This is a genomic window from Siminovitchia fortis (assembly GCF_003605365.2).
Taxonomy (GTDB): domain Bacteria; phylum Bacillota; class Bacilli; order Bacillales; family Bacillaceae_C; genus Siminovitchia; species Siminovitchia fortis.
This window is the reverse complement of sequence record NZ_QYTU02000015.1, coordinates 40,523-56,355: the sequence shown is the minus strand read 5'-3', so window position 1 is coordinate 56,355 and position 15,833 is coordinate 40,523. Positions and strand designations below refer to the sequence as shown.

The 15,833-nt window shown below is 42.8% G+C and carries 15 protein-coding genes; 2 read left to right on the top strand and 13 right to left on the bottom strand.

Features of this window, described 5'->3' with window-relative positions:
* Positions 1 to 14: 14 nt before the first annotated feature.
* The 5 genes from D4N35_RS08465 to D4N35_RS08445 form a co-directional block, all read right to left on the bottom strand.
* The gene (locus D4N35_RS08465) at positions 15 to 776 is read right to left on the bottom strand and encodes an iron ABC transporter ATP-binding protein (RefSeq protein ID WP_120072449.1); all 762 of its coding nucleotides are present in this window, start codon (positions 774 to 776) and stop codon (positions 15 to 17) included.
* Complete coding sequence (locus tag D4N35_RS08460; RefSeq protein ID WP_120072447.1) at positions 773 to 1,723, bottom strand: iron chelate uptake ABC transporter family permease subunit; 951 nt, start codon at positions 1,721 to 1,723, stop codon at positions 773 to 775. The genes D4N35_RS08465 and D4N35_RS08460 overlap by 4 nt, the downstream gene beginning before the upstream one ends.
* On the bottom strand, positions 1,716 to 2,666 hold the full coding sequence (locus tag D4N35_RS08455; RefSeq protein WP_120072445.1) for an ABC transporter permease: 951 nt from the start codon (positions 2,664 to 2,666) through the stop codon (positions 1,716 to 1,718). The genes D4N35_RS08460 and D4N35_RS08455 overlap by 8 nt, the downstream gene beginning before the upstream one ends.
* Before the next feature lie 179 nt (positions 2,667 to 2,845).
* A complete protein-coding gene (locus D4N35_RS08450) occupies positions 2,846 to 3,565 on the bottom strand; it encodes an EcsC family protein (RefSeq protein WP_120072443.1) in 720 nt (239 codons plus the stop codon).
* A gap of 117 nt (positions 3,566 to 3,682) precedes the next feature.
* Positions 3,683 to 5,602 (bottom strand): heavy metal translocating P-type ATPase, encoded by a 1,920-nt coding sequence (locus D4N35_RS08445; protein ID WP_120072441.1) that lies wholly within the window; start codon positions 5,600 to 5,602, stop codon positions 3,683 to 3,685.
* Between the two features lie 392 nt (positions 5,603 to 5,994).
* Here D4N35_RS08445 and D4N35_RS08440 point away from each other — a divergent pair, with 392 nt between their 5' ends.
* Positions 5,995 to 7,812, top strand: coding sequence for a heavy metal translocating P-type ATPase (locus D4N35_RS08440; protein ID WP_235870338.1), 1,818 nt, complete (start codon positions 5,995 to 5,997; stop codon positions 7,810 to 7,812).
* 318 nt (positions 7,813 to 8,130) lie between these two features.
* Here the strand turns inward: D4N35_RS08440 and D4N35_RS08435 are convergent, their stop codons facing one another.
* The 8 genes from D4N35_RS08435 to D4N35_RS08400 all read right to left on the bottom strand — a co-directional run bounded on the left by D4N35_RS08435 (position 8,131) and on the right by D4N35_RS08400 (position 15,222).
* Positions 8,131 to 8,853, bottom strand: coding sequence for a type II toxin-antitoxin system prevent-host-death family antitoxin (locus tag D4N35_RS08435; RefSeq protein ID WP_120072437.1), 723 nt, complete (start codon positions 8,851 to 8,853; stop codon positions 8,131 to 8,133).
* Between the two features lie 192 nt (positions 8,854 to 9,045).
* The gene (locus D4N35_RS08430) at positions 9,046 to 9,633 is read right to left on the bottom strand and encodes an undecaprenyl-diphosphatase (RefSeq protein WP_120072435.1); all 588 of its coding nucleotides are present in this window, start codon (positions 9,631 to 9,633) and stop codon (positions 9,046 to 9,048) included.
* A gap of 303 nt (positions 9,634 to 9,936) precedes the next feature.
* The gene (locus tag D4N35_RS08425; RefSeq protein ID WP_120072433.1) at positions 9,937 to 10,122 is read right to left on the bottom strand and encodes a hypothetical protein; all 186 of its coding nucleotides are present in this window, start codon (positions 10,120 to 10,122) and stop codon (positions 9,937 to 9,939) included.
* Between the two features lie 18 nt (positions 10,123 to 10,140).
* The gene (locus D4N35_RS08420) at positions 10,141 to 13,275 is read right to left on the bottom strand and encodes an SbcC/MukB-like Walker B domain-containing protein (protein ID WP_120072431.1); all 3,135 of its coding nucleotides are present in this window, start codon (positions 13,273 to 13,275) and stop codon (positions 10,141 to 10,143) included.
* Positions 13,272 to 14,417 carry an exonuclease SbcCD subunit D gene (locus D4N35_RS08415; RefSeq protein ID WP_164876320.1) on the bottom strand — a complete coding sequence of 382 codons (1,146 nt, stop codon included), beginning with the start codon at positions 14,415 to 14,417 and terminating at the stop codon, positions 13,272 to 13,274. Before D4N35_RS08415 ends, D4N35_RS08420 begins: the two co-directional genes overlap by 4 nt.
* A gap of 130 nt (positions 14,418 to 14,547) precedes the next feature.
* On the bottom strand, positions 14,548 to 14,685 hold the full coding sequence (locus D4N35_RS08410) for a YvrJ family protein (RefSeq protein ID WP_120072427.1): 138 nt from the start codon (positions 14,683 to 14,685) through the stop codon (positions 14,548 to 14,550).
* A gap of 60 nt (positions 14,686 to 14,745) precedes the next feature.
* Complete coding sequence (locus tag D4N35_RS08405) at positions 14,746 to 14,964, bottom strand: DUF2922 domain-containing protein (RefSeq protein ID WP_120072425.1); 219 nt, start codon at positions 14,962 to 14,964, stop codon at positions 14,746 to 14,748.
* A 30-nt stretch (positions 14,965 to 14,994) separates the two neighbouring features.
* Positions 14,995 to 15,222, bottom strand: coding sequence for a DUF1659 domain-containing protein (locus D4N35_RS08400; protein ID WP_235870337.1), 228 nt, complete (start codon positions 15,220 to 15,222; stop codon positions 14,995 to 14,997).
* 159 nt (positions 15,223 to 15,381) lie between these two features.
* On the opposite strand from D4N35_RS08400, the gene D4N35_RS08395 reads away from it, so the two are divergent.
* A complete protein-coding gene (locus D4N35_RS08395; protein WP_120072421.1) occupies positions 15,382 to 15,807 on the top strand; it encodes a DUF2621 domain-containing protein in 426 nt (141 codons plus the stop codon).
* Positions 15,808 to 15,833: the final 26 nt, after the last annotated feature.

The following is a 15,833-nucleotide window of genomic DNA, read 5'->3' as shown; positions in this document are numbered from 1 at the left end:
TTTGATCTACTGATCTACGAATTAAAATACACACAAATCCTGCAATTGTTTAAGTTTTTAATCGGTATATCCATGTCATATATTTCTTTCAACGCTTCAGATTGAATAATTTCTTCCGTCGGGCCGTCTTTAACCACTCTCCCGTTTTTCATCGCAACGATCCTATCCGAATAAACAGAGGCAAAGTTGATATCATGCAGTACAATGACGACGGTTTTGCCCAGGTCATCTACAAGCCTGCGCAAAATTTTCATGATTTGGACTGAATGTTTCATATCAAGGTTGTTAAGCGGCTCATCAAGCAGAATATAATCTGTATCCTGGGCAATGACCATGGCAATGAAAGCCCGCTGGCGCTGGCCGCCTGACAATTCATCAAGATAGGAGTCCTGAATATCCGTGAGTTCCATATATTCAATCGCCTGATCAACCATCAGTTGATCATCTTTAGTCAGCCGGCCTTTTGAATATGGATACCTCCCGAAAGAAACGAGCTCCCTGATCGTCAGTTTAACATTCACAAAGTTGGACTGCTTTAAAATCGAAACCCTTTTTGAAAGATCATTGGATCTCATTTTTTTCATATTGGTCTGGTCCAGCAGGACATCGCCTGTATCTGCATCAAGCAGTCTGCTGACCATTGAAAGCAAGGTTGATTTTCCCGCGCCATTTGGACCAATAAAAGACGTAATTTGACCGCTGTGAATGTTAACAGATACATCTTCGACCACTTTATTTTTTCCGTAAAATTTGGATAACCTCAAGACTTCAATCATGATGATCGACTCTCCTTCAGCAATAAGTAAAGAAAATAAGCGCCACCGACGAAATTAATGATCACGCTCAACGTCGTGGAAAAAGTGAAGATCCGCTCCACGGCCCATTGTCCTCCTACAAGGGCGATAATGCTCAAAAGGATGGCTCCGCTAATGAGAATGCGGTGCTTATAGGTATGGAAAAATTGATAAGCCAGATTGGCAACAATCAATCCAAAAAAAGTAATCGGGCCGACGAGCGCCGTTGAAACTGAAATGAGAATTGCAGTCAGCACAAGCATCTGTCTTGCTGTTTTATCATAGGAAATTCCCAAATTTATGGCGGTGTCACGGCCGAGTGACATAACATCCAAGCTGCTGACAGACCGCCAGCCAACAGCAAATACGCATATGATGGAAAGAAGCGCCAGCCATACAAGATCACCGTTTACATTGTTGAAACTGGCAAACATCCGGTCCTGAACAATTAAAAATTCATTCGGATCGATCAACACCTGTAAAAAAGTGCTGATGCTTTGAAAAAAAGTACCGACGATAATTCCTATTAAAAGAAGGAAATAGATGGATTGCTGCCCTTTTTTAAATAAAAACCGATATAGCAGCAATGCAAAAATGATCATCGCACCAACTGATAAGAGAAAATTCACCTGTTTATTCACAACGGTTATATGCTCAGAACCTAAAAAGAATATAAAAAAAGTTTGAATGAGCAAATATAAAGAATCCAATCCCATAATGCTTGGGGTCAATATACGATTATGTGTAATTGTTTGAAAAATAACCGTCGCATAGGCAATGGCGGCGCCTGTAATAACCATCGCAAGCACTTTAATCGCCCGCCGGGGCAGTGCATAATCAAAGCTTCCGTTTAAATCATGGAATAAATAAAGCAGGCAAAGACCCGAGGCGACAAGGAAGAGTAGGGCCATCTTAACAGAATTACGCATAGGCCTTCCTCCTGAAAAGCAAATATAAGAATATGCCGCTGCCGATAATTCCCACCATCAAACTGATGGATATCTCGTAAGGATAAATGAGAACGCGTCCCAAAATGTCACAAATGAGGAGAAAAATCGCTCCGAGCAAAGCTGTATGCGGCAATGTTTTTTGCAGATGGTCGCCTTTGAAAATTGACACGATATTCGGAATGATCAAACCAAGAAACGGGATCATTCCAACTGTCAAAACAACTGTTGTTGTAATCAAGGCCACTAAAATCAGTCCGATATTGACAATTCGCTTATAGGACAGCCCCAGATTTTTCGAAAAATCCTCTCCCATTCCGGCCAGAGTAAACCGATTGGCATATAAGTATGCCAGTAAAAGGACAGGTATACTGATATACAGCAGCTCGTAGCGTCCTTTCATGATCATGGAGAAATCCCCTTGCAGCCAGGCAGAGATATTTTGTATGGCATTAGCCCGATATGCGAAAAACGTTGTGACCGATGATAAAATATTGCCGAACATGAGCCCGACCAGCGGAATAAAGATTGCATCCTTGAATTTGATTCGGTCAAGAATCTGCATGAACAACAGGGATCCCGCAAGGGCAAAGGCGAACGAAACCGCCATTTTTTCCAGCATCGTCGCATTGGCAAACAATAGCATGGAAACGAGGATTCCCAGTCTTGTTGCATCGAGCGTACCTGCTGTGGTCGGTGAAACAAATTTATTACGGCTCAACTGCTGCATGATGAGGCCTGCAATGCTCATGCCCGCTCCCGCTAATATAATCGAAAGCAATCTCGGCAGGCGGCTGATAAGGAATACCTGCGTCTCCTCTGATTGAAGATCCAGCAGGTCGAGAGGAGATATGTTGCTTACCCCCAGAAATAAAGATAGAATGCATAATACCAATAGGATTGGCAATAAATATTTAAGTTTCACAGATCACCCACCAACATTTTCTATGTAGTATTGAGGCGAATGATAATCATTATCACTTAAGCTCATGTTAATTATATCACCTGTTTTAAAAGAGTCAATGAATTAATTGAGAATTTCTCTCAATTCATTTTTTAAAAGAAAAAAAGGCGCCCCCTGGAACGCCTTCGATTGTAATTGATTCATATGAAATTTTCTTTTAAAATCCGCAGCCGATAAGCATTCATGGCAGTTTCGCCTAAATGATCGAGCAAGTTATAATTGGCATATGCACCAACAATGGCACCAAAACCCGGGATCAGCTGTAACATTTTCACTAAGTCAATGTAGTCTCTGTACTCTTGTTGAAATTCGCGCCAGTCCATATAAGCAAGCCGGTCCTTTTCCTCTTCCCAATTTTCTATGATGTGGAACGTTTTTTTACGGGTATCATCACTTGAAAAAGCAAGCAGGAAAACATGAAGAATAAACAGTCTCTCTCTGTAATCCTTTGTATCAAATCCATAAATGGCAGCCGCCTCAAATAAAAACTTCATTTCGATCGATAAGAGCAATGGGAAATCCGCCAATCCGAGCAATATCCCGCCCGCTCCAGTCCCGGCCCCTTCTATGACTGCGGTTTTCCGGTAAGTATCCAATTTTCTTTTAACCAGTTCATCCCGCTCAAATAAACTCATTTCTGATGCCTGATTTTTTTTAGTAAGAAAGTCAGATCCGACAAGTGTTGCTTTTACCATATTTTTTATACTTTCTGTCATGATTTCATGGAACTTTTCCGGAATCAGCCCATTCACTTTTGTTTGTGCTTTTTTTGAGATCCTGTTCAAAAGACTTGAACGCTTGTTGACTTTTCTCATCCATTTTTGAACTTCTTCCGCTACAGCTTTCTCATATTCGTTCATATAACTCATCCTTAATTATGATTAATCATGTATACGAATACTTCCCGGGATGGTTTCATATTTGTGATTTGTTCATATGAATGCTTTCCAGGCAGGCCTTCCTTTAGCTGAGGCGGCTTACTTCAAAAGTCTCAAGCTGTTTAAAATAACAAGGATCGTGCTTCCTTCATGTCCGATAACCCCCAAAGGCAAATCAATGACTTGGGAAAAGTTTGATAAGATTAACAAGGCGATCACAATGATCGAAAAGAAAATGTTTTGCTTTATAATCCGGTCCATTCTTTTTGATAATTTTATCGCTTCCGGTATACGCAGCAAGTCATTTTTCATCAGGATCATATCAGCCGTTTCAAGGGCAACATCTGTACCGTCTCCTACTGAAATACCTACATTTGACGCGGCCAGTGCCGGTGCATCGTTGATTCCGTCTCCCACCATCGCGACAGTCCCGTATTTTTCCTGCAATTTTTTAAGCTGCGCAACTTTATTTTCCGGCAGACAATTCGCTATAAAATCCTGTACATGGCTTTCAGAGGCGATCACCTTCGCGGTTTTTTCATTATCCCCAGTAAGCATCACTGTGAACAGACCTTGTTTTTTCAACTGATCGATGGCCTTCAGCGATTCTTGTCTGGCCATATCTTTTAATGCAATGACCGCGGCCAACTTATCGTCTTTTTGGACATAGACAATGGTTTTCCCTTCATTTGCTAACTCTTTTGCACTTTCTGCCAAAAATTGGTCATACTCGCTTATTTCAACAAAATCTTCTTTTCCAATTTTCCAACTTTCATCGTTAATGACTGCCTTTATCCCCCGACCTGCAACATCTTCTACCGTTTCCAGATCTATCAATGGTTCAGTTATTTTATTTTGAGTATAATTTACGATCGCATTTGCCAGGGGATGGTTGGAGTGCTTTTCAATTGAAGCTACCATAAGCAGCACTTGATCGCTGTCTTGCCCTTCACGGATAATAAAATTTGCAACCTCAGGCTGTCCTTTTGTCAGTGTTCCGGTTTTATCAAATGCGATGGCTTTGATATGGCCCAATTGCTCCAAATGGTTTCCACCCTTAAAAAGTATCCCTTTTTTTGCTCCGTTTGATATGGCGGACAGCGTCGCAGGCATGATAGACGCAACCAACGCACAGGGAGATGCGACTACCAGCAGGATCATCGCCCTGTAAAACGTTTCGTTCCAGCTCCATCCAAAAGTATAGTGCGGCATGAACATCATGAGAGAAACGACAATTAAAACTGCCTTGACATACTTTCCTTCAAAGCGTTCTATAAAGAGCTGCGAAGGGGATTTCTCACTTTGAGCCGACTGGACAAGCTGGATGATTTTTTGAAATAAAGTTTCATCATTATGTTTTGTAACCCGGACGGTAATGGAACCATTTATATTTAACGTTCCGGCATATATTTCATCTTGAATCCCCTTTGATACTGGCAAAGATTCACCTGTAATAGCTGCTTCATCCAGTGTGGTGTTTCCCCTGACAATTTTGCCGTCGGAGGGAACTCTTTCACCCGGTTTGATCAAAATCAAGTCCCCTACATCCAGTTCTGAAACATGGACCCGTTTTATTTCTCCATCCATCCAAAGCCACGCTTCTTCCGGCTGAATATCCATCAAAGAAGAAATCTCCTTACGGCTTTTATTCATCGTATATGTTTCCAAAGCCCCGCTCAGTGCAAAAATAAAAATCAAGATGGCTCCCTCTGTCCAATAGCCGATAATGGCTGAACCGACAGCTGCAAGGATCATCAAAAGCTCCACGTTCAGCTTTTTATGTTTTATGGTCTCTTCCAAGCCCTCTTTGGCTTTAGCGAAGCCGCCAATAACAAAGGCAAGCAGGAAAAGAACGACCGATGCACTTTCCATGCCGTTTTTTTCGAGCAGCCATCCAAATAATATAAATACTCCGCTGACTATTGCGGCAATAAGCTCTCCATTGACTTTTAGTTTTTCTAAGGGATTTACCTTTCGAAAATCATGTTGACTTTCAATTGTTTGAGCATCAAGATTCATATATTTGCACCTTCCTGATTATTGGTCATTCACATTTCATACTTTATAATTATTATTATATAGATATCATATTAAAAAAGTTACACTAAGTCAACTTTTAAATGAGAATATTTTATTCTAATTGATAATGATTATTGGTATTAACCTTGGAACGGTACAATTACCCTTTATTTGCTAATGATAATTATTATCAATTAATGTTTACTGAGTTTTTATTAAACCAACCAAATAATTTTCGGTGAAAGGCGCTCATGGTCTTTTCGTGTTGTTTCTCTTTAGATAAGTTATAATCAATATAAATAAGCAGGAGCTTTTTTTGGAAAGGAGCTGAATGAAAGCTGGATCATACAAAAGCAGAAAACATCACAGCTTTTTTTGAAAAGCATGGCGAATTGACTGCGGCTGTAATTAGCGGCATCCTTATCGGAGCCGGTTTTTTACTGCCATCTTTATCGGCCTTCTTTTTTATCCCGGCTTTTTTGATAGGCGGATTTTATAAAGCCAAAGAAGGGTTGACGGATCTTGTTCAAAACAAAAAACTGAATGTGGAAATTTTAATGATTATGGCAGCAATCGGATCTGCCATCATCGGATTTTGGGCTGAAGGTGCCATTTTAATTTTCATATTCGCATTGAGCGGTGCATTGGAGACATATTCCATGAACAAGAGCCAGAAGGAATTGTCCTCACTTGTTAAAATGCAGCCGGATGTGGCCGTATTAGTTACAGATGACGGTGAGAAAACTGTACCTGTGGCAGATTTGAAGATTAACGATTTAATATCGGTGAAGCCAGGTGAGAGAATTCCTGTTGATGGAGTTATCGAAGAAGGGCATTCATCCATTGATGAAGCGGCCATTTCAGGCGAGTCGGTTCCCATCGGAAAACAAAGGGGAGATACGGTTTTTGCGGGAACGGTAAACATGAACGGAGCTTTGACCGTTGCAGTGGTAAAGGAACAAAAAGATACGCTCTTCCAAAGGATCATCGAACTGGTTGAAGCGGCGAAAAGCGAAAAGTCACCTACCCAGCAATTTATTGAAAAATTTGAGGGAACTTACGTAAGAATCGTTTTGATTGTTTTTGTCCTTATGCTGTTTCTTCCTCATTATCTATTTGGCTGGGATTGGAAAGAGACCCTATATCGCGCCATGGTCCTGCTCGTCGTAGCTTCCCCTTGTGCATTGGTTGCTTCCATTATGCCGGCCACCCTGTCTTCCATTGCCTCCTCGGCGAGAAAAGGCATATTGGTCAAGGGCGGAAGTCACCTTGAGTCGCTTGCAGCATTAAAAGCCATTGCTTTTGATAAAACCGGAACGCTGACAAAGGGACAGCATGAAGTCACTGATGTCGTGGTTCGCGAAAGTATGGACAAGACAAGCTTTTTACAGGCAGCTGCCTCCATCGAACGGCTGTCTACCCATCCGCTTGCGTCCGCCATCGTCCATTACGCCGAAAATAAAAAAATAACAATGCTTCCCGTTGATAACCTTGATGATTTTCCCGGAAAAGGAGTATCTGCTTGGATTGGTGGAGTGAAATGGAAAATTGGCAAAGCTTCATTCGTTTCGGAAAACCGTGATTCTTTTTTTGAAGAAAAGGCTGCTGAGTTTGAAAAGGAAGGAAAATCAATTATTTTTGCAGGATACGACGATCAGATTGCCGGAATCATCACTTTCAAAGATGTCATTAGGGATGAAGCAAAAGAAGCTGTCCAAAAAATAAAGGAGCTTGGCCTTCATACCATCATGATCACAGGGGACGGCGAAGGCGCCGCGGGTACTATCGCCAAAGAGGCCGGTCTGGATCATTTCCTGGCTAATACACTGCCTGAAGAAAAGCTGGTTGAAATCAAAAAACTAAGAGATACCTATGGTCCTGTCGCAATGACCGGCGATGGCATCAATGACGCTCCGGCTCTTGCAACGGCAGATATCGGCATAGCTATGGGCGGCGGAACAGACATAGCACTGGAGACAGCTGATGTTGTATTGATGAAAAATGATTTGAAACGGATTCCAGAGGCGATTGCGCGCTCAAAAAAGATGAGCCGCATCATTAAGCAGAATATCGCATTTTCGGTTTCTGTGATATTGGTGCTGATCGCTTCAAACTTCCTGCAAATTGTCAATCTGCCGCTCGGTGTAATAGGACATGAGGGAAGTACATTGCTTGTCATTTTGAACGGGCTGCGTATGCTTAAAAACTGAAGTCCTGTCAATATCACAAATTATCGAGAAGTAAATGTTCTTTTGTATAGTAGCGGAGTGGATAATTGCCACTGAAGAACAAAATCATTGTCCTATTATTGTCCAAATCAACATCCACCTTCATCACCTCCCATAAAACGGAAAAGGGGGCTGTCCAGAAAGTCATTTTTTGACTTTTGGACACCCCTTTTCTTGTTCTAAAAAACCTTGATATATCAGTATTTTTAATTATTGAGTATCAGGGGATTTCCACTTTTCAGACAGCCCCTTTTAAACACACACAAATAGAACATGCAACCGGTTTGACGGAGTCTTTTCTCATCCAAATACATCCTGCAGCCGTGCGCTGAGCCCACCGAAGGTAAACGACTGGGCGAACTCGTCGGCACCGCTGGCGAAGGTCCTGTTTTCCACAATGTCCTGCCCGTCCAGCGTGTACACCGTCACGGTCCGGTTTCTCGGATCGACAATCCAGTACTCCTTCACGCCGCATACCAGGTACAGTTCCAGCTTGGTGATCAAGTCCTTTCGCTTTGTGGACGGGGATAACACTTCAACGACCAATGTCGGGACGCCCTGGTATTTGCCATTTTCGTCGATCTTTTCCTTATCGCAGATCACCACGATGTCGGGTTGAACGACGCAAATGTTGTCTTCCGATTTCACAAGTTTGATGTCGAAGGGAGAAGTAAGGGGCGTGCAGTTCTTGCCTTTGAACCAAGTGTAGAAAATACCGTGCAATTCATGAACCGCATGCTGGTGGGCGTAAGTTGGCGATGCCAGGTTGAACAGCGATCCATCGATCAGCTCATACCGCTGTTCCGACTCTTCCACCAGATCCAGGTATTCTTCATAGGTCACCCATTCCCTGCCCGTACGGTATTCCGGCGCGTCTTCTCCTACCAGGGAGGATTCCGTTTCAATCCGGATAATTTTTGCAGCGTCCCGTCCGTTCTTCGTCACGATGATTTCCTCACCGGCTTCCGCAAACTTCAAGTATTTTCCAAAGTTGTTCTGGACTTCAGTCGAAGGCACTTTCATGACAGTCACCTCAAAATAGCTAATCTGATTCGATTATATCCAATGTTTAGCTATTAAACAACCGAAAAATATGAATATTAGCTAAAATAGCGTGTCCATTCCGCCGAAACAACGAATTCATTTTGCAGTACGTTAACAAAAATAGAGACATGCAGCATGCACGTCCCTTTTCGTTAAGTTTTTTTAATAGCATCATAAATTTCTTTTGATTGTTGTATCGTTCGATTTTCCGAATGCCAGAATAATATTTTGATAAATGGGGTCCAGAAAACGTCTTTGTGACATGATCACAATTGTTACAATCAATGCGATGAGCGCGCCGGCGGTAACATCCGAAGGATAATGGACACCGATATAGATTCTTGACAACGCCATAAAAAACGCCATGATCAACAAGGCACTTCCAATCCGCCTTCGGTACCAAAACAGTGCGCAGGTAATTGCAAAGGCCCCGGCAGAATGGTTGCTCGGAAAAGAAGGGTCTGAATTCGCTTTGTCACTTAGTAGATTGACCGCATATGTAACAAATGGCCGTGGGCGGAAATACATCAATTCAATCGCCTTGTTGATCCCAAGGGCTATGACAGTTATTGTTAATGCATACAAGACAATTTTTCTGTTGTCAACAGGATTCCCGGACTTTGAAAACCACAACCATACAAAAACAAGTCCAAATAAAATGGGCCCAAACTTTGAAAATAGCATGACTGTCTGGTCAAGCGTATGGCTTTGGCCTGCAAATTGATTGATCAATTCAAATAACCGATAATCCAAGTTCATCTTAAATCTTCCTTTATTAAAAATTGGTATTTCATTATAACACATTGCAGGATGGGAATTCTTCAAATTTTAATGAAAAAGCCATCCACCGGAATTAAGCTTGGTGGATGGCTTTTGTTATGATTATTCTTCAACGTATCTTCTTGCGCCGGCATATTCTTCTCCGTAGCCTGATGTGTCAATGTATTTTTATATAAATACAAACGATTTCATTTTGTAATTATTTATTTTCCATCTTTTTTAAGAAGGATTCCCGTCCGTTCTGACGGCCTTCGCCCGCCAGAACGGGGATCTATTTTTCAATCATAACGTTTCCTTCCACTTTCTCCTGAATAAAAAATTGACCACACATGAAGCAAGAAATATAAGGATCAAAAGGGTTCCAATGAAAGGATATTTCAGCTTAAATGCAAATATGGCAAAGACTGCCAAGCTGATGGATATGAACCAGCCAAACGCCTGTGTCGCGATATAAAAAGTCTTCTCCAAGAGGACTGCACCTCCTATTCATGATAGAAACACAAATTCAGTACTGCTTCCGCTCTGGCCAGCCAGCACTTCCAAACGGGCATCAATCCGCTCTTTCAATTCCGGAACGTGAGAAATGATGCCGACAAGCCTTCCGCTGCTCTGGATTTCCATTAATGCCTCAATGGCCTGGTCCAGGGATTCCGGGTCCAATGTGCCGAACCCTTCATCGATGAACATCGTCTCCAGCGAGACTCCTCCTGCATGCTCCTGCACAACATCAGCCAGCCCAAGTGCAAGGGTAAGCGCTGCTTTAAAACTTTCACCGCCTGATAATGTTTTAACATGGCGCTCCTGCCCGGTATATTGGTCAAATACAAGCAGTTCCAACCCGCTTTGAACATTCCCTTTTGAACGTTCTTTCTTTCTCAAAAGCTGGTATCGCCCGCTCGTCATTTTCAACAGCCTTCCATTGGCAGCTGCCAGAATATCATCCAAAAACGAGGCCAACACGAACCGCTCAAAAGTGAGCCTGTATGTATTCTGCCCTCTCGTTATATCGGATAAATGCCCGACGATTTCATATTGTTTCTCCAATTCTTTGATCTGTTCATTCAACCGCTGAACATCCAACCGGATACCCTCGTTTTTCTGTATGTTCATCAACAAAGTTGAAAGCTGGTTGTTCATGGACAGCAGCATTTTTTCCTGTTCTCTGAATTCCACATTCAATTTTTCGATATCCGGCCGATCGATTCCTTTTAAGCGCTCGTCAAAGTCCTTAAGCCGATCTGTAACAGAGCGATATTCTTCGCCATAAGACTTGATTTCCTCTTCAGCATTTTGAATCCAGGCTGAATCTTTTTTGGATTCGGCATATTCGGCGTAATTAGTAAATCCCTCTTGATGGAGCTGGTTTAAAAACTTTTCCCGCTCATTGTTCAATGTGCTTTGCTGCTTTGCAATATCTTCCTCTATATTTGTAAGCGCCATTTTTTGCGCTGCCAGCTGTTCATTCAGTTTGGAACAGTCTTCCTGCGCTTGTTTTAATGCATCATCCAATTTTTTTATCTCTTTTTGCAACACCGACAGCCTGTTTTCGTATTGCTCCTTTGTTTCCAGCCCTTCCGGAAGATTAAAAGCGAGGCTCTGAAGGGCCACTTTTGTTTCCATAAATTGATTGGCGGCTTCCCGTTCTTTTTCCGCCATTTTATCCAAAGTGCTGTTCAAATCCTTCAATTCTCCGGCAAGCTGCGTAATTCTGGCTTCCTTTTCGGGAATTTTATCTGTCTTCACTGTATTGCTCTCCAGCTGATTGGATAATTCTTGTTTTTTACCCTCCAGCTTTTGCAAATGGAGCGGAGTTTCCTCAAGCTTTAAATCAGGCAAGAAAATTTTTGCCTCATCCACTCTTTCTAAAACAGTTTTCGCACATAAATCCGCATCCGCTTTTGCCTTCATCCACTCTTGCCGAATTTCAGCCAGCTGCTCTTCTATTACGTGTGCATCTTTTTTTGCCGCTTCAAAATCTTCTTCACTGACATAATCGCCTGATGTGTTAGCAGGCGCCGGGTGTTCCGAAGATCCGCAGACAGGGCATGGACACCCGCTTTCAAGCGTGCCGGCCAGGATTGCCGCATGTCCCGAATACCATTTCTCTTCAATATGTTTCAATGTTTCCGATGCGTCTTCAGCTTTTGACTTTGCCAGCTTAAGCTCTTTTTCACGCTGAACGAGCAATGTATTTGCGGCTTGTTCCTTTTCCATTGAAACCGCCAGTTTATGAAGATGGCCAATAATTTGTTCAATGCGAAGCTTTTCCTCTTTTAATACAATATTTTTATCCTGGAGCTGTCTTAGCTTGTTCAGTTCGTCCTGCTGTTTCTCAACCGCCTGTCCCCATTCAGCTGCTTTCCTCTTGGTCTCATCAAGCGTTTTGCGACACTGCTTTGCCTTTTGTTCCAGACGCTTGAGATCCGCTTTTCGCTTGGAAAATGAAAGAACATCCTCCCGCAGGCTTTCCAACCGGGTCAATTCCGCATGAAGCTTCTCCCTTTTGTCCCTGTTTTTCTCTTCCCGTTTTAATTTTTCATCTGCAGCGTTTTTGGCTTTTATTGTAAAAGCCAATTCCTCTTTCATCTTGCCTTTTTTTGCTGTCCTGTCATCGATCTCTTTTTTCAACCGTTGGCATATATTCTCTTGATGCGCCAAATTGCCCGCGCGCCGGGCAAGATCCACCGCTATTTTCTTTTCATCGATGAGTGTTTTTCTTTCAACGAGCAAAGCTTTCTGCTTCTTCAAAGCATCACGGCTGTTCATTTCATTCAATATATTTTCCGCTTCATCTACTTTTCTTTTTGCCTCATCGCGATGTTTTTGCCTAATTTCTATTTTCTTTTCAAGTTCGGCCGATGCTTGTTTCATTTCCCCTGTGATTGTTTCCAGCAGAGGGAGGATGACCGTATCACTTGGAGCGGGTTCGGCAAGGGCCGCTTCCAATTCATCATTTCCATTCGTAAAAATCTCCCTCAGCTTTTGGCTCCTTTGGCCGATGCCGCCTTCCACCTCATTTTTAAGTAAACTTGCCTTCTCTTTGAGCTTCTCTTCTATTTTCTTAAATTGCCCAGTATGGAAAAGACGCTGTAAGATAATTTCTTTCTCTTTGCTGTCCGATGTCAGAAGCTTCCTGAAATCGCCTTGGGGAATCATTAAAATCTGCCGGAACTGGTTCGCGTCGAGCTGAATGATTTCTTTGATTTTTTCATCCGTATCCCTTACATTTGCCGCCAGCAGTTTTTTTGAGCCCGACTCATCAACGAGGTACAGCTCCGCTTTTGCATTAACTGTTGTATAACCGTCTCCTCGCGCCTTTTTTCTTTCCTGCTGTGGAGAGCGGCAAATATAATAAATCTTGTCTCTCAATTGAAATTCCAGTGACACTTCCGTAGGAAGCTCGTCCTTGGCAAAATGGGAGCGCAAATCCGCCCCATTCCTGTCTTCCCCGCTTGCCTTGCCATATATGGCAAAACTGATCCCGTCGAAAATAGACGTTTTGCCGGCACCGGTTTTCCCCGATATGACGAACATCGTCCTGTTCTCCAATTGGGTAAAGTCGATGATCTCTAACCCTGCATATGGGCCGAAAGCCTGCATTTTCAATTTAAGCGGCCTCATACAAGGAGCACCTCCTTACGGACGCTGTCGATTACTTCTTTCATCAACTCCTGTTTTTGCTCGGTAAATTCACTCGTTGTCATTTCATGATAAAACTCTGAAAAAAGATCCAGCTCCGTTTTTCTTTCGCTTTGGACAGAACGGAGCGCCTGCCTTTTCTTCAAATCAACTGATTCTATCTTTCTTTCCAAGTGCAGAATGTTCGGGTAAACCGCCCGCAGCTTATTGATCGGATCGAGCAATGCCCCTTCATCCAAAAGGGTCACTTTCAAAAAGTCATCCAGTTTTTGACTTTCGTAAAATGCCGGGTCCAGCAACTCATCTATGTATCCTGAAATCTCTCTCATATCCTTTTGAGGTATGAGGGATTTCTCATTTATTGTCAAATGTCCACTTGCATCAATTTCAATGATTGAAATGCTTTTTCTCTGTCTGGCTTCTGAAAAAGAATATTTTAAAAGCGAACCGGAATAGCGGATCGTCTCATGCCTGATTGCATCCGGGCTGTGCAGGTGGCCAAGAGCAGTATATGTAAAAGGGCTGAAGCAATCTATATCAACACTACCGGAGCCTCCGACGGATAATATCCGCTCCGAATCGGTCGTTTTTCCTCCTGTCACAAAGGCATGTCCTACAAGAATATTAACAGCTTCACGATCCATCGTTTTTTCTATTTCCCACGTCACCCTGCCCATCGCATCATGGTGTGAATGAATGCTGGAATCCTGAAACACTTCCCGGACGACACCAGGTTCTGCATAAGGGACAAGATAAAAATGAACATCATTGATCCGAATGGGGTCAAAACAATCGGACAGCTTTCCATTCAGGTAAAAGCCGCTGTGGCGGTACCAGGAAGATCCGAACGCCAGGCGTTCTGCGCTGTCATGATTGCCGGAAATAGCAAGAACCGGGGTTTTCAGCTCCACATTGATTCTAAACAGTACTTTTTCAAGAAGTTGGACAGCTTCAACCGGAGGCACAGAACGGTCATACAGGTCGCCTGAAATGATGACAGCATCCGGTCGTTCCTCAGCGACGAGTTCAATAAATTGCTCCAGAACCGCCTCTTGCTGTTCTGTCATATAGACGCCGTGTACCAGCTTCCCCAAATGCCAATCGGCAGTATGAATGATTTTCACCATCATCACCCTTTTTCCTCTAAATATCTACTATTATAGCAAAATGGACCCGTTAATCTCTTGAAAACAGGAAAAAAGCCGATCAGAAGATATCCGACCGGCTTTACATCTGCCCTCTTGAAAAAACTGTTCATCTTTCCATCCTTTCCGGAAGGCTCTGGATCGATTGAACTACGTCTTCCAGTTTCGTTTCAATCCGGTACAATAAATAAAAAGTGACAAGTGCCGGAAATCCAACTTCGCTGAGGAAGGGCAAAATTTGCTCCACAATATTGCCTCCTTTCATTTAAAAATATTAAAGGCTTGGACTGAGCCAAGCCTGATCAACCTAATTCAGCGAATATTCGGTGACCGTACGTTCAACAAGCCGCGCCGCCTTTATTTCTTCATACGTGTTTCCTTCGCTGTCAATGAATACCCCTGCGTCGATAATCGACTGCATGGCTTCTTTCACCTCTTCGGGGTTTACCGGCTCCTGCGGTTGCTCCACCGTGAGCCTGGCGGTCTTGCCGGCGCTCGTAACAAAATGTAATTCCAATGTTTTCAAATTTTCACCTCCTTTCTCCGCTGCCCGTCATTATGCGTCGATGTCAAAACTGTCGTTTCGTTCAATTGCCCAGATCGGGTGTTCCGAGAGAGCACCGATTGCCTGAGCAGCCTGGTATAATTGGTCGGCATTCGCGTCACGATGGATGTTGCTGAAAATTTTGTTTTTATAAACAGGCTTGTCCATCCCCTCAGTGAAGACTTCGAATACCAGCTTTAGCCGTGTTGACTTCAAAAAAGCGCTTGCCAAGTGCTTCACCTCCTTTCACATTCCTTATACAGGAATACCTGCAGAAAGGACACCCCGAAAAATAATTTGTTTAAAATGCTGGTTTAAAGGGCAACAGCTTGTCACCCGCTTTTTCAATTGGCTATAATGGTTATATGGCGAAAGCCCGTATTATCAGGGGGGAAAGAAATGCTCGATGGTTGGTTTTTAATTTTTATTCTTTGTTGGGTGGTCGTGTTAATTACCTTGTTCGGAATCGGCGGCTTTTTCATGTTCCGAAAGTTTTTGAAACGCCTTCCAAAAGAAGATGGAAAATCAGATATGGATTGGGAAGAGTATTATGTCCAGAAAACAAAGGATCTTTGGACTGATGAACAGAAAAAACTGCTCGATGAACTGGTGAGCCCGGTGCCTGAGCTGTTCAGGGATGTGGCAAGGCATAAAATTGCCGGTAAAATCGGGGAAGTGGCACTGGAGAAGAAAGTAAAACGCCTCGATCTTGATACGATAATAAAAGGATATATACTGGCCACACCGAAGCGTGACCATAAATTCCTTCGCAAAAAAATGGATGAATTGAATATCGATATTTCTCCTTACGAACACTTATTTTGAGGCTTCCAATCCATGGAAGTTTTCGC